The following is a 22,060-nucleotide window of genomic DNA, read 5'->3' on the forward strand; positions in this document are numbered from 1 at the left end:
ATGAAAAGGCTGGCGTTGCTCAACTATAGTTCTTGTGGGGCAGTCTAGTGGGTGTGGGGGTGGCATCGACTTGATGCATATCAACGGCAGTGGCTGGTGGTCTGGGGGCAGGCCGGTATAATCGGCGCCCTTCGCTCGACTACCTTTGCCCGTGAGCCCCATGAATCTTCCCGAAATCCACGAATTCCTTGGTTGCCGCACCCCCGATGCCTGGGTCCAGGCCGCGCTGGCCGACCAGGAAACGTTGCTGATCGACCACAAGAACTGCGAATTCAAGGCGGCCAGCACCGCCCTGAGCCTGATCGCCAAGTACCATTCCCACGTCGACCTGATCAACCTGATGTCCCGCCTGGCCCGGGAAGAGCTGGTGCACCACGAGCAAGTCATGCGCCTGATGAAAAAGCGCAAGATCGGCTTGCGCCAGCTCTCCGCCGGCCGTTATGCCTCGGGGCTGCGCAAGGTGGTACGCAGCCACGAGCCGGTCAAACTGGTAGACACCCTCGTCGTCGGCGCCTTCATCGAAGCCCGCAGTTGCGAGCGTTTCGAGGCCCTGGTGCCGCACCTGGACGAGGAGTTGGGCAAGTTCTACTTCGGTTTGCTGAAAAGCGAAGCGCGGCATTTCCAGGGGTACCTGAAACTGGCTTACCAGTATGGCGATGCCAAGGACATTGCCCAGGTGATCGACAAGGTCCGTGAGGCCGAGCGGGAACTGATCGAATCTCCGGATGTGGAATTTCGTTTCCACAGTGGTGTGCCTGCGGCATAGGGCCGTTTGTCCTGACGCCATCGCGAGCAAGCTCGCTCCCACAGTGGATTTTGGAAACCCACACGCCCCCTGTGGGAGCGAGCTTGCTCCGGGCGGCGTTCCGACGATGAGGCTTTCTGCAGCGCTGCCTCTCAACCGGTCAAACCCAGGCGTTCATGCCACTGGGCAATCGACTCTTCGGGATAGACCTCGAACTGCTGGTCGCCCTTATGCGCCTCGACCTCCACCCATGGTGCCCTGGACCCGAGCATCAAGTGGGTATGCTCCGGCGGTACCGGCAGCGGCGTGTCGATGGCTGAAGCGAACGGGTGCACCAGCTCCGGCCATTCGGGGCTGAACAGCCACAGCCCCGATCCACACAGGGAACAGAAATGCCGCTCGGCACTGCTGCGGTGGGCGCGCTTATCGCCGTCGTCCTTTAGCCGCGCATGGTAGATCGAGATGTGCTTGCGACCACGCACCTTCAAGCTTTGGGCATCGCCCCCCAGGTTGATCGCATAACCGCCGCCGCCCTGGGTCTTGCGGCAGATCGAGCAGTAGCAACGTTGATAAGGGTAGGGGTGGGTACAGGCCAGGCTGAACGACACGGCGCCGCAGTGGCAGGATCCTTCTAGCTGCATGGGAACCTCCAGTTGGGTTGGGATGTTCATGACAGCCTAGACGGTTGGCCCTGGATTGTTGGCTGCCAGGCGGACGCCATCGCGAGCAAGCTCGCTCCCACATTTAATCTCAGAGAACACAGATAACGCGTACCCAGCAGATCCCCTGTGGGAGCGAGCTTGCTCGCGATGGCGTCGGTACAGCCACCATCACTTGGGCACCCGCCACAAATACCACGCCGCCACCGTCCGATAAGGACTCCAGGCCAGGCCGATCTCGATCATCTGCTTGCGGCTGGGCTGTTGCGCCAATCCCTTGAGCCGTCGATACCCCTCGCGCACGCCAAAGTCATCGGCCGGCAGGATGTCGGGCCGCTCCAGGCTGTAGATCAGCAGCATTTCCACGGTCCAGCGCCCGACGCCGCGCAGGCTGACCAGGCGCTCGATCAACGCTTCGTCCTCCATTGCCCGCGCCGTGGCGTAGTCCGGCACCACCCCGTCCAGGGTCGCTTGGGCGATGCCCTGGAGGGTTGCGATCTTGCTGGCGGAAAACCCACAACTGCGCAGTTGCGCAACGTCTGTCGCCAGGATCTGCGTGGGGGAGGGGAAGGTCTGCGCCGGGAACAACGCCAGCAGTCGACCCAGGATTGCATCGCCTGCCTTGGCGTGCAGTTGCTGGTAGGCAATCGCCCGGACCAAGGCTTCATAGGGATCCCGGGCCGGCTTGGGTTGCAGCAGGCAAGGACCGATCGTCTCGACGTGCCGTCGCCAGTCTTCGTCGAGATTGGCCAGGAAGGCGCTGGCGTCGTGGTAGGGCACGGGCATCAGGTATTCATTCTCCGGGGCGCTCAAAACGCCAGGGGCAGCGAAACCTGCACCGCGGCTTTTTCCAGCCGCAACAGAAACGCCTTGCGCGGCTGGCCGCCACCATAGCCGGTCAACGAGCCATCCGCACCGATCACCCGGTGGCAGGGAATGACGATGGCCAGGCGATTCTGCCCGTTGGCCAAGCCCACGGCGCGGCTGGCACCCGGGCTGCCCAGGGCCGTGGCGATGCCGCCGTAGCTGCGGGTTTCGCCGTAGGGAATTTTTTGCAGTTCAGCCCAGACTCGTATGGCGAATGCACTGCCGGGCATGTGCAGCGGGACGGTGAACGTCGTGAGTTTGCCGGCGAAATACTCGGCCAGTTCGGTTTCGATCTGTTGCAGGTGAGTGTTGTGCCCTGGCGCGACCGTGTAGCCGTAGCGCTGCTGCAGTTCTTCCAGTTCCTTGGTCAGGGCCGGACGGTCGAGGAACTCCAGCAGCACCAGGCCCCGTCGTTCGGCCATGGCCAGCATCGGCCCCAATGGCGTGGTCAGGCGGGCGAACAACAAGGGTTCGCTGAGGGCCGCGCGGCCCGGCGTGATGTGGAAGGATTTGACGAAGGCGTCGCGAAACCCGCTCAACGATTCATAGCCGGAATCGAACGCGGCATTGTCGATGGAAGTGCCGTCCTTGATACCGCCCAAGGCAATGCCCAGGCGACGGGTGCGCAGGTAGGCGTGAAAGGTCATGCCGAAATGTTGTTTGAACCAGCGGCGCAATTTCAGCGGTTCGACGCCTTGCTCCAGCAGCACGGCGTCGGTCCAGCGCAGGTCGGGTTCGGCGTCCACCGCCTTGAGCAGGGCTTGGATCCAGTCCGGGGCAATTGCAGCAGCGTCCAGCGGCTTGCAGCGCAGGCAGGCGCGGTAACCGGCCGACATGGCTTCGTCGGCGTGGGCGAAGAATTCCACGTTTTCCGGTTTCGGCTTGCGCGCGGTGCAACTGGGGCGACAGAAGATGCCGGTGGTCTTGACCGCAGTGAAGAACACCCCCTCGTAGGCGGTGTCTCGTTCGAGCATGGCGCGGACCATCTCGGCATGGGGCGGGAGCAGCGAGTCGTGTAGGTTCATGAGGCAGAGCATAGAACCGTGACCGGAACGACTCCACCGAAAAATCGACAGTGAATTTTCCGGTTGTTTGTCGGGTGGTCGCGAACAAAAATTGAACCTTCGAGTCTTAAAGGTTCACCCGCTGTTTTTGTCTTTCGGAGACATCATGTCCAAACATAAGAAATCCCTGATTGCCGTTGCTGTCTGTGCCTTGGCGTTCGGTGCCTCGGCCTTGTTGCCGGCCGACCTGTCGCCGATCGGTTCGAGCTACGCCGCGGGCAATGGCGGTGGCGGTGGCGGCGGCAATGGCGGTGGTGGCGGTCACGGCGGAGGAAACGGTGGTGGTAATGGCGGCGGCCACGGTGCTGGCATTGGCGGTGGCCAGGGCCATGACAAGTCGGGCGACGCCCGCGGCCTTGGCAAAGGATTGGCCAGCGACCACACCGGCACTCGTACCCGCACCCGGGACCATGGCGTGAGCGGCAAGCACACCGGTGCCACCCGCACCGACCGTACCAGCAAGGCGTCGTTGACGTCGACCATCGCCAAGGACCGTGATACGCGCGGCCTGACCAAGGCGTCGGCGATTTCCACTGCCACGCCAGGCACCCACAACACCAAGGGCCTGACCAACGCGACCAGCTCTTCGATCAAGAACGATCGCTGATCGCCCGAACAAGCCGCGATGCCTGCAAGGTGTCGCGGCTTTTTTTCGTCTGTCAGTTACGCATGCCCATCGCGTTCAATATTTCCAGAACACCGGCGTGAACAACACCAGCACCGTCAGGATCTCCAATCGCCCCAGCAGCATGCCGATGGTCAACAGCCATTTTGCTGTATCGGGCAGGGTCGAGAAGTTGCCGGCCGGCCCAATGATGTTGCCCAAGCCTGGGCCCACGTTGCACACCGCGGTCGCAGCGCCGGTCAGGGCGGTTGTCCAATCCAGGCCGATCAGCGCCAGGCCCAGGGCAATGGCGCCAATCGTGATGGTGAAGAAAAACGAAAAGGTCAGCAGCGAGCGGACGATTTCTTCGTCGATGGGATGGTTGTTGTATTTTTTCCGGATCACCGCCCGGGGGTGGATCAATTGCTTCAGGCTGCCCATCAGCAGTGCTCCGGCGACTTGGAAACGGAAGATTTTCAACCCGCCGGCCGTGGACCCCGAACAGCCGCCCACGAACGTCAAGTAGAAGAACAGCAACAGGGCGAAACTGCCCCACAGCGTGTAGTCACCCAACGCCACGCCTGTGGTCGTGACGACAGAGGTGACATTGACGGCCACGATGCGAACCGCGTCCCACCAACCATGATCACTGTTCAGGCTCAGCCAGGTACCGACCACGAGCCAGGTAACGACCAAAAATCCAATGAAGCCCCGAACCTGCTGATCCTTGAGCAACGCACGCCGGTTCCCCCGTAGCGTCGCGACATACAGCGTAAAGGGCAGCGATCCCGCCATCATGACGATCACCGATACCCAATGAATGGCCGGTTGCGTCCAGTGCGCCAGGGAAGCGTCGGAGGTGGAGAAGCCGCCGGTGGAAATCAAGGACATCGCATGGTTGATCGCCTCGAAGGGGGTCATGCCGGCCAGCCACAGCGCCAAGGTCGCGAAGGCGGTCAGCGCGACATAGATCCAAAGAATGTAATTGGCCGCGACGTGAGAGCGCGGCGTGACCTTTTCCGACCAGTCCGATGATTCGGTCTGGAACAACCGCATGCCGCCGACCCGCAGCAGCGGCAGGATCGCCACGGCCATGCCGATAAAGCCGATGCCGCCGAGCCAATGCAGCATCGAACGCCAGATCAACAGGCCGGGGGATGCCGTATCCAGCCCGGTGAGGATGGTCGAGCCGGTGGTCGTGATGCCCGACATCGTCTCGAAAAATGCATCGGTGTAACTGATGTGCTGGATGAATACCATCGGCAGGGCGGCGAAGGCGCAGACCACCACCCAACTGGCGGTGGTCAACAGGTACATTTCCCTGGGGCGCATGTGGACATGTTCCGGTCGTCCACGGGCGACCAGGGCGATACCACACACGAAGGTAATCAGGCTCGACCAAAGAAACGCCGACAAGTCATCGTTGCGCTCGTAAAACATCAGCGTGAACAGCGGAATCGCCATGCTGATCGCCAGGGTAATCAGGAAAATCCCGAGGATGAAACCGATGAGACGCAGAACCGCAATCGACATGAGAAACGCCTGATCCATTGAGCCGCACAGTATCGATTTGGTTAATCGGCTAGCGCGTAAAGTTTGCGTAAAAAAATAGACGGTGACGCTCGATGACAAGGCAGTTTTCTTCAATACCCCCGAAGCGGGCCCCTTTACCTTTGGGACTCGTTCCTGAACTGAAGAAGATATGTGATGAGCTTGATATTTTCCATGGCGACCTTTGCGCTGGTGGCTTCCATTACCCCGGGCCCGGTCAATATCGTCGCCCTCAGCTCCGGGGCCCGGTACGGGTTTCGGGCCACGTTGCGGCACGTGGCCGGCGCTACCCTCGGTTTTGTCCTGCTGCTGGTCTTGATGGGGTTGGGGTTGCATGAAGTGTTGCAGCGTTGGCCGGGGCTTACGCGCGTGGTGCAACTGGCGGGTGTGGCCTTCCTGCTGTTCATGGCCTGGAAACTGGCGATGGACAATGGCGAGCTGGGAGGGCGGGACGAGGGGCGTGCGCCGTCGATGCTCTACGGCGCGCTGATGCAATGGCTCAATCCCAAGGCCTGGCTGGCCTGTGTGGCGGGAATGGGCGCATTCGTCGCCGATGGCGAGGTGCGGCTGGTGTGGCAGTTTGCGGCGATCTACCTGGTGATCTGCTACGTCTCGGTGGGCTGCTGGGCCTATGCGGGGAGCTTCCTGCGCTCGTGGCTGGGGAATCCGGCGACCATGCGCCTGTTCAACCGGGCGATGGCGGCCTTGTTGGTGATGAGTGCGGTGTATCTGTTGTTGCCGTGAACTGAAGTGGCGGTAACCCGGGGCATGTCAGAGGGCGTGCAGTTGTGGCTGCGGTCCGCTCTTTCGAGGCAGGGATGCTGTTGTGGCGAGGGAGCTTGCTCCCGCTCGACTGCGCAGCAGTCGCCCAGAATCGAGGGCTACTGCGTAGCCCAGCGGGAGCAATCTCTGGCCACAGGGGGACTCACCCCATTTCCGGGCTGCGGTATCAGCCGCGATATTGCCCGGGCGTGGCTGCCAGGTGTTGCTTGAAGGCGCGCTGGAAGTGCGCCTGGTCGGCAAACCCACTGTCCAGCGCAACGTCGGCGATCAGCTTGCCTTCGCGCAATTGGCGCCGGGCAAACTGGATCCGGCGGTTGACCAGGAAGGCATGGGGTGTCATCCCGTAATGGCGCTTGAAGGCTCGGCTCAGGTAGGACGGCGACAACTGCGCGGCGGTGCAGATGTCTTCGAGCTTCAAGGCTTCGCTGCAATGGTCATGGATAAATTGCGCCGCACGCATCAGCCCTGGATGACTGCCCCGGTCCGGACGGCCGGCCGGGTTGAGGCGTTGTTGCAGGTCCATGAAAAAAGCCTCGGCGGCGGCGTGCTTGCCGGCCGTGTCGAGTTGCTCGTCCACCAATTGCCCATACAACCGTCCCAACGCGGCAAACAGCTCTGCGTCGCGGCTGTGGGTGGTGGCGAACCCTTGGAAATCGAGGTTTTCGTCAAAGCCGATACGGCGCTGCAGATCCCTGAGCCACTGGGTGTCGACGTACAACATCACGTAGGACCAGGGCTGATCGTCGATCGGGTTGCAGGCATGGACGTCGCCGGGGTTCATCAGCACCACTGTGCCGCTTTCCACCTGGAAACTCGAGCGTTCGTGGATATAGGTACTGCGCCCGGCGGTGATCGCGCCGATGGAGAAGTGATCATGGGAGTGACGCGAATAGCAGACCTTGCGCCCATCGTCGATGGCCCGGGCTTCGATGAAGGGCAGGGCCGCGTCGCGCCAGAAGCGTGGGGCGGCGTCAGGGTTGGCGTGCTTCATCGGTCAGCATCCTCGTCGTGAACCTGTGTGGCAGTGTATTAGCCCTGGCCGGCAAATGCCCGTTGGATTTGGCTGTTCTGTTCATCGGCGGTACTTCCTGGACTAGACTCCAGAAAGTCCCGCCAATGGAGTTTCCGATGCTTGCGCCAGGTAAACCGGACAACGAAGCCGTTCGCCTCAAGAATCTGCACTCGCTCAAACTGCTCGATACCGCACCCGAAGAGCGCTTTGATCGCCTGACCCGCCTTGCCCGGCGCCTGTTTGACGTGCCCATCGCCCTGGTGTCGCTGGTGGACGCCAACCGGCAGTGGTTCAAGTCCAGCGCTGGCCTGGAGGCCAGCGAAACCTCGCGGGAAGTTTCGTTTTGCGGGCATGCGATTTTGCAGGATCAGATCCTGGAGATCTGCGATGCGGAACAGGACGAGCGCTTCCACGACAACCCACTGGTCACGGACACGCCTGGCATTCGCTTCTACGCAGGGCATCCGCTGGGGTTGGAGGATGGCAGCAAGCTGGGCACGTTGTGCCTGCTCGACACCAAGCCGCGCCGGCTCAATGACGAAGAACGCGAACTGCTGCGTGACCTGGCGCGCATGGCCGAGCAGGAAATGGTCGCGGTGCAGATGGCGAGCATGGACGAGCTGACGCTGTTGTCCAATCGCCGCGGCTTCAGGACGCTGGCCCAGCATGCGTTGAGTGTGTGTGATCGCTTGTCGCGACCGGCGACGCTGCTGTTCTTCGACCTCAACGACTTCAAGCCGATCAATGATCGCTATGGGCATGCCGAGGGTGACAGCGCGCTGAAAACCTTCGCCGACGTGCTGCGCATCGCCTTTCGCGAAAGTGATGTGATCGGTCGTCTGGGCGGAGACGAGTTCGTGGCGTTGCTCACCGGCTCCTCCCATGTCGAGACAGCGACGATCATGGCACGGCTCCAGGAAATCCTTCATGAGCGCAATGCGATGTTGCAGCGCGGCTATGACATTCGGTTCAGCGTCGGCCAGATCGAGTACGACGCCCAGCGCCATCGGTCGATCGATAACCTGCTGGCTGACGCGGATGCGGCGATGTATGCGCAGAAGCAGGCGCTGCGCAGCTAGCACAGGCTAATCCCTGTGGGAGCGGGCTTGCTCGCGAAGGCGTCGGTACATTCAATATCAATGCAAGCTGACCCACCGCTTTCGCGAGCAAGCCCGCTCCCACAGGTAACGCTGTTTACTTAAGGTCGTCGACAATCCGTGGCGAGGGAGCTTGCTCCCGCTGGGGCGCGAAGCGGCCCCAAAACCTGCCGAATGCGGAGCGTCAGACACACCGCACCCGCCGGTTCACGACTGCTTCGCAGCCGAGCGGGAGCAAGCTCCCTCGCCACGGGGCCATATCACCGACATACCGCCATCGCGAGCAAGCTCGTTCCCACAGGGAATGGCGGTGCAATCAGGCAATCGAATAAAAAACGCCGCTTGCCCTTTCCAGGACGAGCGGCGTTTTTCAAGCGTGGTGCGCGTGAAGATTACTCTTCGATATTACCCATGGCGGTGGTGTTGAAGCCGCCGTCCACGTACATGATTTCGCCGCTGATGCCCGACGCTAGGTCCGAGCACAGGAAGGCGCCGGCGTTGCCGACTTCTTCGATGGTGACGTTGCGACGCAGCGGGGTTTGCGCTTCGTTGGCGGCCAGCATCTTGCGGAAGTTCTTGATGCCGGAAGCGGCGAGGGTGCGGATCGGGCCTGCCGATACGCAGTTGACGCGAGTGCCGTCCGGACCCAGGGAACCGGCCAGGTAGCGCACGCCAGCTTCCAGGGAAGCCTTGGCCATGCCCATGACGTTGTAGTTCGGCATGGTGCGCTCGGCGCCCAGGTACGACAGGGTCAGCAGGCTGCCGTTGCGGCCTTTCATCATTTCGCGACCGGCCTTGGCCAGGGCCACGAAGCTGTAGGCGCTGATGTCGTGGGCAATGCGGAAACCTTCACGGGTGGTGGCTTCGGTGAAGTCGCCGTCCAGTTGGTCGCCCGGGGCGAAGCCCACGGAGTGCACGATGCAGTCCAGGCCGTCCCACTTCTTGCTCAGCTCTTGGAAGACCTTGGCGATTTCTTCATCGCTGGCCACGTCGCACGGGAAGCACAGCTCAGGGCTCGAGCCCCAGCCTTGTGCGAACTCTTCGACACGACCCTTGAGTTTGTCGTTCTGATAAGTGAAGGCAAGCTCAGCGCCCTCGCGATGCATGGCGGCGGCGATGCCGGATGCGATGGACAGCTTGCTGGCGACACCGACGATCAGTACGCGCTTACCGGCGAGAAAACCCATGTGTTGCTCCTCTTTTCAGGTTATTCGGCAGTTGTTGGGGCCAGGAAGGCGGCCTCCAGCAACTGCTGTGTATAGGGGTGCTGCGGCGCGGCGAATATGCTGCGGGCATCACCTTGTTCGACCACTTGGCCATGCTTGACCACCATCAGCTGGTGGCTCAGCGCTTTGACGACAGCCAGGTCATGGCTGATAAACAGGTACGTCAGGTTGTACTTGGTTTGCAACGACCGCAACAGCTCCACCACTTGGCGTTGCACGGTACGGTCCAGCGCCGACGTTGGTTCATCCAGCAGAATCAACGCCGGCTTGAGCACCAGGGCCCGGGCAATGGCGATACGCTGCCGTTGCCCTCCGGAAAATTCATGGGGGTAGCGGTTCCGGGTTTCCGGGTCCAGGCCTACCTCCTTCAATGCCGCGATTATCGCTTGTTCCTGTTCGGCTTCGGTGCCGATCTTGTGGATCCGCAGGCCTTCGCCGACGATCTGGCTGACGCACATCCGTGGGCTCAGGCTACCGAAGGGGTCCTGAAACACCACTTGCATCTCCCGGCGCAGCGGTCGGACTTGCTGCTGCGTCAGGCTGTCCAACGACTTGCCTTCGAAGCGGATCCCACCCTGGCTGCCGATCAACCGCAGGATTGCCAGCCCCAGGGTGGACTTGCCGGAGCCGCTTTCGCCGACGATGCCCAGGGTCTGGCCCTGGGGCAGGCTGAAGCGGATGCCGTCCACGGCCTTGATGTAGTCCACCGTGCGTTTGAACAGGCCTTTCTTGATCGGGAACCAGACTTTCAGGTCCTCTACCTGCAACAGCGGCGGGCCGACGACATTGTTCGCCGGGGTGCCGCTGGGTTCAGCGCCCAGCAGTTCCCGAGTGTACGGATGCTGCGGCGCGCGGAACAACTCTTCGCACGATGCCTGTTCGACGATGCAACCGCGCTGCATGACACATACGCGATGCGCAATTCTTCGCACCAGGTTCAAATCGTGGCTGATCAACAGCAGCGACATGCCCAAGCGCGCCTGCAATTCCTTGAGCAATTGGAGGATTTTCAGCTGGACGGTGACGTCCAGGGCGGTGGTCGGCTCGTCGGCGATCAGCAGTTCCGGCTCGTTGGCCAGGGCCATGGCGATCATCACCCGCTGGCGCTGGCCGCCGGACAACTCGTGGGGCAGGGCCTTGAGGCGCTTGTGGGGCTCGGGAATGCCGACCAGCTCCAGCAACTCAAGGGTCCGGCGGGTCGCGACCTTGCCGCTCAGGCCCTTGTGGATGCCGAGCACTTCATTGATCTGTTTTTCGATGGAGTGCAGCGGGTTGAGGGAGGTCATCGGCTCCTGGAAGATCATCGCGATCCGGTTGCCGCGGATATGGCGAATGGTTTTTTCCTTCAGCCCCAGTAAATCCTGGCCGGCGTACTGGATGGTCCCGGTGGGGTGATGGGCCAGGGGGTAGGGCAGCAAGCGCAGGATCGAGTGGGCGGTGACCGACTTGCCCGAGCCGCTTTCACCCACCAGGGCCAGGGTTTCGCCGCGCTGGATATCGAAACTCACGCCCTCGACCACGCGCTGGCGGCGTTCGCCGACAACGAACTCCACCGCCAGGTCGCGCACTTCGATCAGGTTGTCCTGGTTCATATCACTTCCTCGGATCGAAGGCATCGCGAGCGGACTCGCCGATGAACACCAACAGGCTCAGCATCAGGGCCAGCACGGCGAACGCGCTGATGCCCAGCCATGGCGCCTGGAGGTTGGACTTGCCCTGGGCCACCAACTCGCCCAGGGACGGCGCGCCCGGCGGCAGGCCAAAGCCGAGGAAATCCAGGGCGGTGAGGGTGCCGATGGCGCCGGTGAGGATGAACGGCATGAAGGTCATGGTCGAGACCATGGCGTTGGGCAGGATGTGGCGGAACATGATCGCGCCGTTCTGCATGCCCAGTGCTCGCGCGGCGCGCACGTATTCCAGGTTGCGCCCGCGCAGGAACTCGGCGCGGACCACGTCCACCAGGCTCATCCAGGAAAACAGCAGCATGATCCCCAGGAGCCACCAGAAATTGGGCTGCACGAAGCTGGCCAGGATGATCAACAGGTACAACACCGGCAGTCCGGACCAGATTTCCAGGAAGCGCTGGCCGGCCAGGTCCACCCAGCCGCCATAGAAACCCTGCAGGGCGCCGGCGATCACGCCGATGATCGAGCTGAGCAGCGTCAGCGTCAGGGCGAACAGCACCGAAATGCGGAAGCCGTAGATGATCCGGGCGAGGACATCGCGGCCCTGGTCGTCGGTACCCAGCCAGTTCATGGCAGAAGGGGGGGCCGGGGCCGGGACCTTCAGGTCGTAGTTGATGCTCTGGTAGCTGAAGGGGATCGGCGCCCACAGCACCCAGGCGTCCTTGGCGGCCAGCAGTTCGCGGATGTAGGGGCTCTTGTAGTTGGCTTCCAGGGGGAACTCGCCGCCGAACGTGGTTTCCGGGTAGCGCTTGAGGGCCGGGAAGTACCAGCCGTCGTCGTAATGCACCACCAACGGCTTGTCGTTGGCGATCAGCTCGGCGCCCAGGCTCAGCCCGAACAGGACCAGGAACAGCCACAGCGACCACCAGCCACGCTTGTTGGCCTTGAACAGTTCGAAGCGACGGCGATTGAGAGGGGACAGGTTCATCTCAATGCTCCCGGCTTTCGAAGTCGATGCGCGGATCGACAAAGGTGTAGGTCAGGTCGCCGATCAGTTTCACCACCAGTCCCAGCAAGGTGAAGATGAACAGGGTGCCGAACACCACCGGGTAGTCGCGGTTGATGGCCGCTTCGAAACTCATCAGGCCGAGGCCGTCGAGGGAGAAGATCACTTCCACCAGCAGCGAGCCGGTGAAAAAGATCCCGATGAATGCCGAGGGGAAACCGGCGATCACCAGCAGCATGGCGTTGCGGAAGACATGGCCGTAGAGCACTCGATGGCGGGTCAGGCCCTTGGCCTTGGCGGTGACCACGTATTGCTTGTTGATTTCGTCGAGGAAGCTGTTCTTGGTCAGCAGGGTCATGGTAGCGAAGTTGCCGATCACCAGGGCGGTCACGGGCAAGGCCAGGTGCCAGAAGTAATCGAGGATCTTGCCGCCCATGCTCAATTCGTCGAAGTTGTTGGAAGTCAGTCCGCGCAACGGGAACCAGTCGAAATAACTGCCGCCGGCAAACACCACGATCAGCAGGATGGCGAACAGGAACGACGGGATCGCGTAGCCGACGATGATTGCCGAGCTGGTCCACACGTCGAAATGGCTGCCATGGCGCGTGGCCTTGGCGATCCCCAGCGGGATCGACACCAGGTACATGATCAGCGTGCTCCACAGGCCGAGGGAGATGGACACCGGCATCTTTTCCTTGATCAGGTCGATGACCTTGGCGTCGCGGAAAAAACTGTCACCGAAGTCCAGGCGGGCGTAATTCTTGATCATGATCCACAGGCGTTCGGGCGCCGACTTGTCGAAGCCGTACATGCGTTCGATTTCCTTGACCAACGCCGGGTCCAGGCCCTGGGCGCCGCGGTAGGAAGAACCGGCCACCGATACTTCGGCACCGCCGCCGGCGATGCGGCTGGTGGCGCCCTCGAAGCCCTCGAGCTTGGCGATCATCTGCTCCACCGGCCCGCCGGGCGCGGCTTGGATGATGACGAAGTTGATCAACAGAATGCCGAACAGGGTGGGAATGATCAGCAGCAGTCGCCGAAAAATATAAGCCAGCATCTTGTTACTCCACGCTCGCAGGGGCGGCGACTTGCTGCTCGATGACCTGCTTTTCTACTTCATCGGCCGGTTTGACCTCCGGCTTGACCCACCAGGTGGTGGTGCCGATGTCGTAGGTCGGCGTGACTTTCGGGTGGCCGATGTGGTTCCAATAGGCCACGCGCCAGGTCTTGATGTGCCAGTTGGGGATTACGTAGTAGCCCCATTGCAGGACGCGGTCCAATGCCCGGGCATGGGCCACCAGGCTCTTGCGCGAATCGGCGTTGATCAATTGCTCCACCAACTGGTCCACAGCCGAGTCCTTCAAGCCCATGGTGTTGCGGCTGCCGGGCTTGTCGGCGGCGGCGGACATCCAGAACTCGCGCTGTTCATTGCCTGGCGAGCTGGATTGCGGGAAGCTGCCCACCACCAGGTCGAAGTCCCGCGAGCGTACACGGTTGATGTACTGGGATACATCCACGCGGCGAATCACCAGTTCGATGCCCAGGTCACTCAGGTTGCGCTTGAATGGCAACAAGACTCGCTCGAACTCGGTCTGGGCCAGCAGAAACTCCAGCACCACGGGCTTGCCTTGGGCATCGACCATCTTGTCGTCGACGATGCGCCATCCGGCCTCCTGCAGCAGGTGATAGGCCTTGCGTTGCTGGTCGCGGATCATGCCGCTGCCGTCACACATCGAAGGCTGGAAGGCTTCGGTGAAGACCTGCTCGGGAATCTTGCCACGCAAGGGTTCGAGGATTTTCAATTCGTCTTCGCCAGGCAGCCCGGTTGCCGCCATCTCCGAATTCTCGAAATAGCTGCGGGTGCGGGCGTAGGCGCCATGGAACAGCTGTTTGTTGGTCCACTCGAAGTCCAGCAGCAGGCTTAGGGCCTTGCGTACCCGCACGTCTTGGAAAACCGGGCGACGCAGGTTGTAGATAAAGCCCTGCATGCCGGTAGGGTTGCCGTTGGGGATCTGTTCCTTGACCAACCGACCTTCGGTCACCGCCGGAATGTTGTAGGCGTTGGCCCAGTTCTTGGCGGCCATTTCCAGCCAGAAATCGAACTGCCCGGCTTTCAACGCTTCCACGGCCACGGTGTTGTCGCGGTAATAGTCGGTGGTCAGCACGTCGAAATTGTAGAAGCCACGGTTGACCGGCAGGTCCTTGCCCCAATAATCCTTCACGCGCTCATAGCGGATCGAGCGTCCGGCCTTCACTTCGGCGACCTTGTAGGGACCGCTGCCCAGAGGGATCTCAAGGTTGCCCTTGCTGAAATCTCGACTGGCCCACCAATGCTTGGGCAGGACGGGTAACTGGCCGAGGATCAATGGCAGCTCGCGATTATTGGTGTGCTTGAACTTGAAGAGGACCTTGAGCGGATCTTCGGCGATGACTTCGGCGACGTCGTTGTAATAGCCGCGGAACATCGGGGCGCCGTCCTTGGTCAGGGTCTGGAAGCTGAAGACGACGTCTTCTGCGCGTACCGGGTGGCCATCGTTGAAGCGGGCTTCGGGGCGCAAGTAGAAGCGCACCCAGCCATTGTCTGGGGCTTTCTCGATTTTTTCGGCGATCAACCCGTATTCGGTGAACGGTTCGTCCAGGCCCTGCTTGGCCAGGGTGTCGTAGATCAGGCCGATGTCGTCGGCCGGTACGCCTTTGCTGATGAACGGGTTGAGGCTGTCGAAGCTGCCAAACCCGCCTTGGCGGAATATTCCACCCTTGGGCGCATCGGGGTTCACGTAGTCGAAATGCTTGAAATCCGCCGGGTACTTCGGCGGCTCGTTGTACAGCGTCAAGGCGTGCTGCGGCGCGGCGCAGGCCAGCCCGGCGAATAACAGGCAGCTGGCCTGCAGGAGCAGGGCACGTAGAGGCTTCATTGATCTTTCTCCGAAGATTTCAGCCACCAGGCGCTCAGGCCCAGGGTGTAGGGCGGCGTGGTGACGAAGGCGAACCGGTTGCGGTATGCCAGGCGATGATAATTGAGATACCAGTTGGGAATGCAGTAATGCTGCCACAACAGCACGCGATCCAGGGCCTTGCCGGCGGCGACCTGTTCGTCGCGGGTCTGGGCGGCGAGCAGTTTTTCCAACAGGTGGTCGACCACCGGGTTGGCGATCCCGGCGTAGTTCTTGCTGCCTTTGACCCCGACCTGGCTGGAATGGAAGTACTGCCATTGCTCCAGCCCGGGGCTGAGCGTCTGGCCCAAGGTCAGCAGGATCATGTCGAAGTCGAACTGGTCCAGGCGCTGCTTGTACTGGGCTCGGTCCACTGTGCGCAGCCGTGCCTGGATGCCGATGCTGGCGAGGTTCTCGACGTAGGGTTGCAGGATGCGCTCCAGGTTCGGGTTCACCAGCAGGATTTCGAAACTCAGGGGCTGGCTATCGGCGTTCAGCAGGCGTTGGCCGTTGAGGCTCCAACCGGCCTCCTTCAGGAGTCCCAATGCTTTGCGCAAGGTTTCCCGAGGGATGCCGCGCCCGTCGGTCTTGGGCAAGCTGAAGGGTTCGGTGAGCAGTTCAGGTGGCAGTTGTTCGCGGTACGGCTTGAGCAGTAGCCATTCATGGCCCACCGGCAGGCCGGTGGCGGAGAATTCGCTGTTGGGGTAGTAGCTGAGGGTGCGCTTGTAGGCGCCGCTGAACAGGGTGCGGTTGGTCCACTCGAAATCGAACATCAGCCCCAGGGCTTCACGCACCTTGATGTCGGCGAACGTGCCGCGCCGGGTGTTCATGAACAGGCCTTGGGTCTGGGTCGGGATCTGGTGGGGAATCTGTGCCTTGATCACGTCGCCGCGGTTGACCGCCGGGAATTGATAGCCGTTGGCCCAGTTCTTGGCCTGGTGCTCGATGTAGATGTCGAATTCACCGGCCTTGAAGGCTTCGAAGGCGACTTCGCTGTCACGGTAGAACTCCACCTCCATGCGGTCGTAGTTGTACTTGCCGCGATTGACCGGCAGGTCCTTGCCCCAGTAGTTCTTGACCCGTTCGAACACCAGTTGGCGACCGGGTTGCACTTTGGTGATGCGATACGGCCCGCTGCCCAGGGGCGGCTCGAAGGTCGTCGCCTTGAAATCGCGACCTTTCCAGTAATGCTGGGGCAACACCGGCAGCTCACCCAGGCGCAGGATCAGCAGCGGATTGCCCGCGCGCTTGAAGACAAAGCGGATTTTCAGCGGGTTGAGAATGTCGACCCGCAACACTTCCTGCAGGTTGGTGCGGTATTGCGGGTGGCCGTCCTTGAGCAGCGTCCGGTAGGAGAACGCCACGTCATAAGCGGTGATGGGCACGCCATCGTGGAACCGCGCCTCGGGGCGCAGGTTGAACACCACCCAGCTGCGATCTTCGCTGTATTCCACCGACTGGGCGATCAGCCCATAGCTCGACGTTGGTTCGTCACCCGACGGTGCATACTGGCCAGTGCCGACCATCAGCGGTTCGTTCAGCTCATTGATGCCGTATTGCAGGAAATTGGGGGTGGAAACCGGGCTGCTGCCCTTGAATGTGTAGGGATTGAGCGTATCGAAGGTGCCGAATGCCATGACCCGCAAGACTCCGCCCTTGGGCGCTTGCGGGTTGACCCAGTCGAAGTGGGTGAACCTGGCCGGGTACTTGAGCGTGCCGAACTGCGCATAACCATGGCTTTCGCTGATGGTTGCGCTGGCGGGAGAGCTCAAGGCCAGGCTGATCAGGAGCAGGAGGAGGGGACGTATCAAGTCTGAGATCCGATCCAGGCGGCTTGGGCTTTTATGGCCTGTACAGTAACAGCTTGTATCGACAGGAAAAAGGCGGGGTGCCAAAGCGTCTCGGATTACTCGAAACCGGCGCGTGAACGCTTTGTGGCGAGGGAGCTTGCTCCCGCTGGGTTGCGCAGCAACCCCAAAAGCCGTGACCCAATCCATCTGTCACACCGAGGTGCCAGATTCGGGTCTGCTGCGCAGCCCTGCGGGAGCAAGCTCCCTCGCCACAAAAGCTTCTCGGGCATAAACAGCCCCTTCAACCATCGATGGCTTAGTGCGGCGAGTAAACCGTCAGCATCTGCCCAGGCTTGAGCGCCTTGCCCATTCGCGGGTTCCAGCGCTTGAGGTGCTGCATTTCCACGTTGAAGCGCTTGGCGACCACGTACAGGGAATCACCTTGCTTGACCTTGTACTGGGTTTGCTTCTTCTGGTTCTTGCTGTTGGCGGCCACCACGGTGCTGATGCGCTTGCCGGTGGTCTTGCTGGCCCTGGTGTCCTGCATCACCAAGGTCTGGCCGACCTTGAGCTTGTTGCCGCTGAGTTTGTTCCAACGTTGCAGATCCTTGGTCTGGACCTTGTTGGCCTTGGCGATCTGGGCCAGGTTGTCGCCGCGCTTGACGCGGTAGGTGCGCCTGGCACCTTCCACTTCGCTGTCGTCGGCGGATTCGAAAACCGGCTTGAGCGAGCGCTGGCTGATCAACTCTTCCGGGCGCATGGTCGACAGGCTGGCAGTCAGCAACTGGGCCTTGGACGTCGGCACCAGCAAATGCTGGGGACCGTCGATGGTGGTGCGCTGCTTGAAGGCCGGGTTGAGCTGGAACAGCTCGTCTTCGTCGATGTTGGCCACCGCCGCGACCTTGGACAGGTCCATGCGCTGGTTGATCTCGACGACTTGGAAATAAGGTTCGTTGGCGATCGGGTTGAGGTTCACGCCGTAGGCGTCGGGCGAGAGCACCACCTGGGACAGCGCCAGCAACTTCGGCACATAGGCCTGGGTCTCGCTGGGCAGCGGCAAGTTCCAGTAGTCGGTGGGCAAGCCCAGTTTCTCGTTGCGCTCGATGGCGCGGCTGACCGTGCCTTCCCCGGCGTTGTAGGCCGCCAGCGCCAGCAACCAGTCGCCGTTGAACATGTCGTGCAGGCGAGTCAGGTAGTCCAGGGCGGCCGTGGTGGAGGCGGTGATGTCGCGACGTCCGTCGTAGAAGCGGGTCTGGCGCAGGTTGAAGTACCGCCCCGTGGAAGGGATGAACTGCCACAGGCCCACTGCGTGCGCCCGGGAATAGGCCATGGGGTTGTAGGCGCTCTCGATCACCGGCAGCAAGGCCAGCTCCAGGGGCATGTTGCGCTCTTCGAGGCGTTCGACGATGTAATGGATGTACAGGCTGCCGCGCTCACCGGCGTTTTCCATGACGGAAGGGTTGCTGGCGAACCACAGGCGCTGTTGCTCGATACGCGGGTTGACGCCGGCCGTTTCCTGCAATTGGAAGCCCTGGCGCATGCGCTCCCAGACGTCCTGGGGCACTTGGGGGCTGGGTTTCTCGGTGAGCCATACTGGCTTCTGCTTGGCGCGAGCGGCGATATTCGGGGTGTGCGCCGCGTCGGTCTGCGGCAGCTGGCTCGTGCTCTGGCAGCCCGCCAAAGTGGCGGACACAGCCACCGCGATGGCTTGAGCCAAGCGGGTCAATGTGTCTGACTGGACGGACCTGCGTATAGATGACGACATTGGCTGGAAGTAAGTTCCGGGCAAAAATGTCGGCCGATTCTAGGAAGCGCACCCCAACAGGTCAACCTTTCAGAATTTTTGTATCAATCGATAGCTGCCTTAGAACGTATCTTTCCAAGCTCTCAAGGCCGCAAAAACCTCACTCGGCGTCTGGTTTCGCTGGCCGTTCCGTTCGTCCGCTTTTTGTTTAACGGATGTTTCAGCGGTGCGCAGGAATGGATTGGTGAGTTTCTCCAGGGCCAGGGTCGAAGGCAGGGTGATGACGCCTTCGTCGCGTTGTCGGCTGACTTTTTCCAGGCGGGCGGCGATGTCCGGGTTGCCGGGTTCCACGGCAGCGGCGAACCTCAGGTTGCTGAGGGTATATTCATGGGTGCAGTAGACCAGCGTATCTTCGGGCAGGGCGGCGAGGCGACTGAGCGAGTGGTGCATTTGCGCAGGCGTGCCTTCGAAGAGTCGGCCGCAACCGGCGGCGAACAGGGTGTCGCCGCAGAAAAGCAGGCCATGGTGGTAGTAGGCGATGTGCCCCAGCGTATGGCCGGGCACGGCATGGACATCGAAGTCCCAGCCCAGCACGTGGACCTTGTCGTTATCATTCAGCGCATGGTCCCGCGCCGGGATGTTTTCACTGGCCGGGCCGTAGACGGTGGCGTTCGTTGCCTTTTTCAGCGCCTGGACGCCGCCGACGTGATCATGGTGATGGTGGGTGATGAGGATGTCGCTCAGGACCCAACCCGGATGGGCGTCGAGCCAGGCCTGTACCGGCGCGGCATCCCCCGGGTCGACCACGGCGCAGCGCTGGGTGGAGTGATCCTGTAACAACCAGATGTAGTTATCGGTGAACGCGGGCAGGGCACTGATCTGTATCATCGCGGAATTCGCCAAGCGGAAAACAAAGGCGCATCTTAGAACTTCCTGACGCGTTGGAGAATGCAATGACCGATGAAGCGTTCGCTCAGGCTGATCCTGACTGGCTGGCGTTGATCAGCGCCGCCCGTGAATGGCTGTCCGGCCCGGTGGGGCAATTTTTGCTGGATGAAGAACGGCGCATGCTCGAAGACGAGTTGGGCCGGTTCTTCGGCGGCTATCTGGTGCATTACGGGCCGTCGGCGCAAACGCCGCCGTCGGCGCCGCAGGTCCAGCGCAACGTTCGCCTGGGGGCACCGTTGCCCGGGGTGGAAATCGTCTGCGAAGAGCAGGCCTGGCCGCTGAGCGAGCATGCCGCCGACGTGGTGGTCATGCAGCATGGCCTGGATTTCTGCCTGTCACCCCACGGCTTGCTCCGCGAGGCCGCCAGCAGTGTGCGTCCCGGCGGACATCTACTGATCATCGGCATCAACCCCTGGAGCACCTGGGGCTTGCGTCATGTATTTGCCCACGACGCCTTGCGCCAGGCCCGCTGCATCTCGGCGTCGAGGGTCGGCGACTGGCTCAACCTGCTGGGCTTCGCGCTGGAGAAACGCCGCTTCGGGTGCTATCGTCCGCCGCTTGCGTCACCCAAGTGGCAGGCACGCCTGGCCGGCTGGGAGCGCAAGGCTGGCGACTGGCAGCTGTCCGGCGGCGGTTTCTACCTGCTGGTGGCGCGCAAGATCGCGGTCGGGTTGCGCCCGGTACGTCAGGCGCGACGCGAGCCGATGGGCAAGCTGATTCCCTTGCCAATGGCCAAGGTCAATCGTCGCCACATCGAGCCGTAACCTTTTTCTGATGGTTCTTGCCGGCATTGGGCTGCGGGTTTTGTCGGGCCCGATGGGCGGGCCTTTGCATTTTTTCTGGATAGATTGGCATGAGCGATAGCGTAGAACTCTTCACTGATGGCGCCTGCAAGGGCAACCCCGGCCCGGGTGGCTGGGGCGCGTTGCTGGTGTGCAAGGGCGTGGAGAAGGAACTCTGGGGCGGCGAAGCCAATACCACCAACAATCGCATGGAACTGATGGGCGCCATCCGTGGCCTGGAAGAGCTCAAGCGGCCTTGTGATGTGCTGCTGGTGACCGACTCGCAGTACGTGATGAAAGGCATCAACGAGTGGATGGCCAACTGGAAGAAGCGCGGCTGGAAGACGGCGGCGAAGGAACCGGTGAAAAACGCCGACCTGTGGAAGTTGCTGGACGAGCAGGTCAACCGCCACAACGTCACCTGGAAATGGGTGCGTGGCCACATCGGCCACCACGGCAACGAACGGGCCGATCAGTTGGCCAATCGTGGGGTGGATGAGGTGCGGGGCTATAAGCAGGCTTGATAGAGGCGTTATCAGGATCTGGCAGGATGACACCTGTGGCGAGGGAGCTTGCTCCCGCTGGACCGGTCCGACGCCTCGGGCGAAGCAGGCCCCTTTCGGCGGTCGCTGCGCAACCGAGCGGGAGCAAGCTCCCTCGCCACAAAAGCGGTCCCAGGCTAATCCCACCTAATAGCGTGTTAAGATCCGCGCTTTTGCAAGACTGCCCGTTGAGAGCTGAACACTGATGGCCAACAGATCTGTAGTACTGGATACCGAAACCACCGGCATGCCGGTGACCGATGGTCACCGGATTATTGAAATCGGTTGTGTCGAGCTGATCGGCCGGCGCCTGACCGGTCGCCATTTCCACGTTTACCTGCAACCGGACCGTGAAAGTGACGAGGGCGCCATCGGCGTCCACGGCATCACCAACGAATTCCTGGTGGGCAAGCCGCGTTTCGCCGAAGTGGCCGATGAGTTCTTCGAATTCATCCAGGGCGCGCAGTTGATCATCCACAACGCGGCGTTCGACGTCGGGTTCATCAACAACGAATTCGCCCTGATGGGCCAGCACGACCGGGCCGACATTACCCGGCATTGCACCATCCTCGACACCCTGATGATGGCTCGGGAACGCCACCCTGGCCAGCGCAACAGCCTCGATGCCTTGTGCAAGCGCTACGGCGTCGACAACTCCGGCCGTGAACTGCACGGCGCCTTGCTCGACTCCGAGATCCTGGCCGACGTCTACTTGACCATGACCGGCGGCCAGACCAGCCTGTCCCTGGCCGGCAACGCCTCGGACGGCAATGGTACTGGCGAAGGCTCCGGCAACCAGGCCACGGAAATCCGTCGCTTGCCCGCTGATCGCCAGCCCTCGCGGATCATCCGCGCCAGCGAAAACGACCTGGCCGAGCATGCCGCGCGTCTGGAAGCCATCGCCAAGTCCGCAGGTGCTCCGGCATTGTGGACGCAGTTGGCCGAGTCGCAGGCCGCCACGCACTGATGAAACCTCTTCCTGTGGGAGCGAGCTTGCTCGCGATGATGGTCGTTCAGCTTGCATCAATGCTGAATGTGCCGCCGTCATCGCGAGCAAGCTCGCTCCCACAAGGTTATCCATC

Annotated in this window: 20 protein-coding genes; 7 read left to right on the plus strand and 13 right to left on the minus strand. The window is 61.8% G+C overall.

Annotated features, from left to right (window positions below; all coding sequences use genetic code 11):
* The first annotated feature begins 160 nt into the window (after nt 1–160).
* On the plus strand, nt 161–766 hold the full coding sequence (locus ACLH0I_RS13605; protein WP_186704851.1) for a tRNA-(ms[2]io[6]A)-hydroxylase: 606 nt from the start codon (nt 161–163) through the stop codon (nt 764–766).
* 131 nt (nt 767–897) lie between these two features.
* Here the strand turns inward: ACLH0I_RS13605 and ACLH0I_RS13610 are convergent, their stop codons facing one another.
* The 3 genes from ACLH0I_RS13610 to ACLH0I_RS13620 form a co-directional block, all read right to left on the minus strand.
* Nucleotides 898–1,386: a GFA family protein gene (locus ACLH0I_RS13610; RefSeq protein WP_250965973.1), complete on the minus strand. Its 489-nt coding sequence runs from the start codon at nt 1,384–1,386 to the stop codon at nt 898–900.
* A gap of 189 nt (nt 1,387–1,575) precedes the next feature.
* Entirely contained in the window at nt 1,576–2,190 is a 615-nt protein-coding gene (locus ACLH0I_RS13615) for a DNA-3-methyladenine glycosylase family protein (protein ID WP_411387353.1), read from the minus strand.
* Between the two features lie 23 nt (nt 2,191–2,213).
* Complete coding sequence (locus ACLH0I_RS13620; protein ID WP_411387354.1) at nt 2,214–3,296, minus strand: bifunctional transcriptional activator/DNA repair enzyme AdaA; 1,083 nt, start codon at nt 3,294–3,296, stop codon at nt 2,214–2,216.
* A gap of 145 nt (nt 3,297–3,441) precedes the next feature.
* Between ACLH0I_RS13620 and ACLH0I_RS13625 the strand changes: the two genes are divergently transcribed.
* Nucleotides 3,442–3,942, plus strand: coding sequence for a hypothetical protein (locus tag ACLH0I_RS13625; RefSeq protein ID WP_411387355.1), 501 nt, complete (start codon nt 3,442–3,444; stop codon nt 3,940–3,942).
* A 75-nt stretch (nt 3,943–4,017) separates the two neighbouring features.
* Here the strand turns inward: ACLH0I_RS13625 and ACLH0I_RS13630 are convergent, their stop codons facing one another.
* Nucleotides 4,018–5,472 (minus strand): TrkH family potassium uptake protein, encoded by a 1,455-nt coding sequence (locus tag ACLH0I_RS13630; protein ID WP_411387356.1) that lies wholly within the window; start codon nt 5,470–5,472, stop codon nt 4,018–4,020.
* Between the two features lie 174 nt (nt 5,473–5,646).
* On the opposite strand from ACLH0I_RS13630, the gene ACLH0I_RS13635 reads away from it, so the two are divergent.
* Nucleotides 5,647–6,234, plus strand: coding sequence for a LysE family translocator (locus ACLH0I_RS13635; protein WP_411387357.1), 588 nt, complete (start codon nt 5,647–5,649; stop codon nt 6,232–6,234).
* Nucleotides 6,235–6,439: 205 nt separating this feature from the next.
* On the opposite strand, the gene ACLH0I_RS13640 is transcribed toward ACLH0I_RS13635, so the two are convergent.
* Nucleotides 6,440–7,264 carry a helix-turn-helix transcriptional regulator gene (locus ACLH0I_RS13640; protein ID WP_250964431.1) on the minus strand — a complete coding sequence of 275 codons (825 nt, stop codon included), beginning with the start codon at nt 7,262–7,264 and terminating at the stop codon, nt 6,440–6,442.
* A gap of 137 nt (nt 7,265–7,401) precedes the next feature.
* Here ACLH0I_RS13640 and ACLH0I_RS13645 point away from each other — a divergent pair, with 137 nt between their 5' ends.
* Entirely contained in the window at nt 7,402–8,364 is a 963-nt protein-coding gene (locus ACLH0I_RS13645) for a sensor domain-containing diguanylate cyclase (protein WP_250964430.1), read from the plus strand.
* Between the two features lie 410 nt (nt 8,365–8,774).
* Here ACLH0I_RS13645 and fabI read toward each other — a convergent pair whose 3' ends face one another.
* The 8 genes from fabI to gloB form a co-directional block, all read right to left on the minus strand.
* Nucleotides 8,775–9,569 (minus strand): enoyl-ACP reductase FabI, encoded by a 795-nt coding sequence (fabI, locus tag ACLH0I_RS13650; protein WP_186704859.1) that lies wholly within the window; start codon nt 9,567–9,569, stop codon nt 8,775–8,777.
* A gap of 20 nt (nt 9,570–9,589) precedes the next feature.
* On the minus strand, nt 9,590–11,200 hold the full coding sequence (locus ACLH0I_RS13655) for an ABC transporter ATP-binding protein (protein ID WP_411387358.1): 1,611 nt from the start codon (nt 11,198–11,200) through the stop codon (nt 9,590–9,592).
* Between the two features lies 1 nt (nt 11,201).
* A complete protein-coding gene (locus ACLH0I_RS13660; protein ID WP_186704861.1) occupies nt 11,202–12,221 on the minus strand; it encodes a microcin C ABC transporter permease in 1,020 nt (339 codons plus the stop codon).
* A gap of 1 nt (nt 12,222) precedes the next feature.
* Complete coding sequence (locus ACLH0I_RS13665; RefSeq protein ID WP_186704862.1) at nt 12,223–13,296, minus strand: microcin C ABC transporter permease YejB; 1,074 nt, start codon at nt 13,294–13,296, stop codon at nt 12,223–12,225.
* 4 nt (nt 13,297–13,300) lie between these two features.
* Nucleotides 13,301–15,154, minus strand: a complete 1,854-nt coding sequence (locus ACLH0I_RS13670) for an extracellular solute-binding protein (protein ID WP_411387359.1) — start codon at nt 15,152–15,154, stop codon at nt 13,301–13,303.
* Nucleotides 15,151–16,983: an extracellular solute-binding protein gene (locus tag ACLH0I_RS13675; RefSeq protein WP_411387360.1), complete on the minus strand. Its 1,833-nt coding sequence runs from the start codon at nt 16,981–16,983 to the stop codon at nt 15,151–15,153. The genes ACLH0I_RS13670 and ACLH0I_RS13675 overlap by 4 nt, the downstream gene beginning before the upstream one ends.
* Nucleotides 16,984–17,278: 295 nt before the next feature.
* On the minus strand, nt 17,279–18,727 hold the full coding sequence (locus ACLH0I_RS13680) for a transglycosylase SLT domain-containing protein (RefSeq protein WP_411387361.1): 1,449 nt from the start codon (nt 18,725–18,727) through the stop codon (nt 17,279–17,281).
* 99 nt (nt 18,728–18,826) lie between these two features.
* Complete coding sequence (gene gloB, locus ACLH0I_RS13685; protein WP_411387362.1) at nt 18,827–19,594, minus strand: hydroxyacylglutathione hydrolase; 768 nt, start codon at nt 19,592–19,594, stop codon at nt 18,827–18,829.
* 65 nt (nt 19,595–19,659) lie between these two features.
* On the opposite strand from gloB, the gene ACLH0I_RS13690 reads away from it, so the two are divergent.
* From ACLH0I_RS13690 to dnaQ, 3 genes are all read left to right on the plus strand, one after another.
* Complete coding sequence (locus ACLH0I_RS13690; RefSeq protein WP_046062777.1) at nt 19,660–20,418, plus strand: class I SAM-dependent methyltransferase; 759 nt, start codon at nt 19,660–19,662, stop codon at nt 20,416–20,418.
* Nucleotides 20,419–20,507: 89 nt separating this feature from the next.
* Nucleotides 20,508–20,960, plus strand: coding sequence for a ribonuclease HI (gene rnhA / locus ACLH0I_RS13695; protein WP_030142629.1), 453 nt, complete (start codon nt 20,508–20,510; stop codon nt 20,958–20,960).
* A 223-nt stretch (nt 20,961–21,183) separates the two neighbouring features.
* Nucleotides 21,184–21,945: a DNA polymerase III subunit epsilon gene (dnaQ, locus tag ACLH0I_RS13700; RefSeq protein WP_250964422.1), complete on the plus strand. Its 762-nt coding sequence runs from the start codon at nt 21,184–21,186 to the stop codon at nt 21,943–21,945.
* Nucleotides 21,946–22,060 lie beyond the last annotated feature (115 nt).

It is taken from the genome of Pseudomonas sp. MPB03, assembly GCF_046605385.1.
Taxonomy (GTDB): Bacteria; Pseudomonadota; Gammaproteobacteria; order Pseudomonadales; family Pseudomonadaceae; genus Aquipseudomonas; species Aquipseudomonas zanjanensis.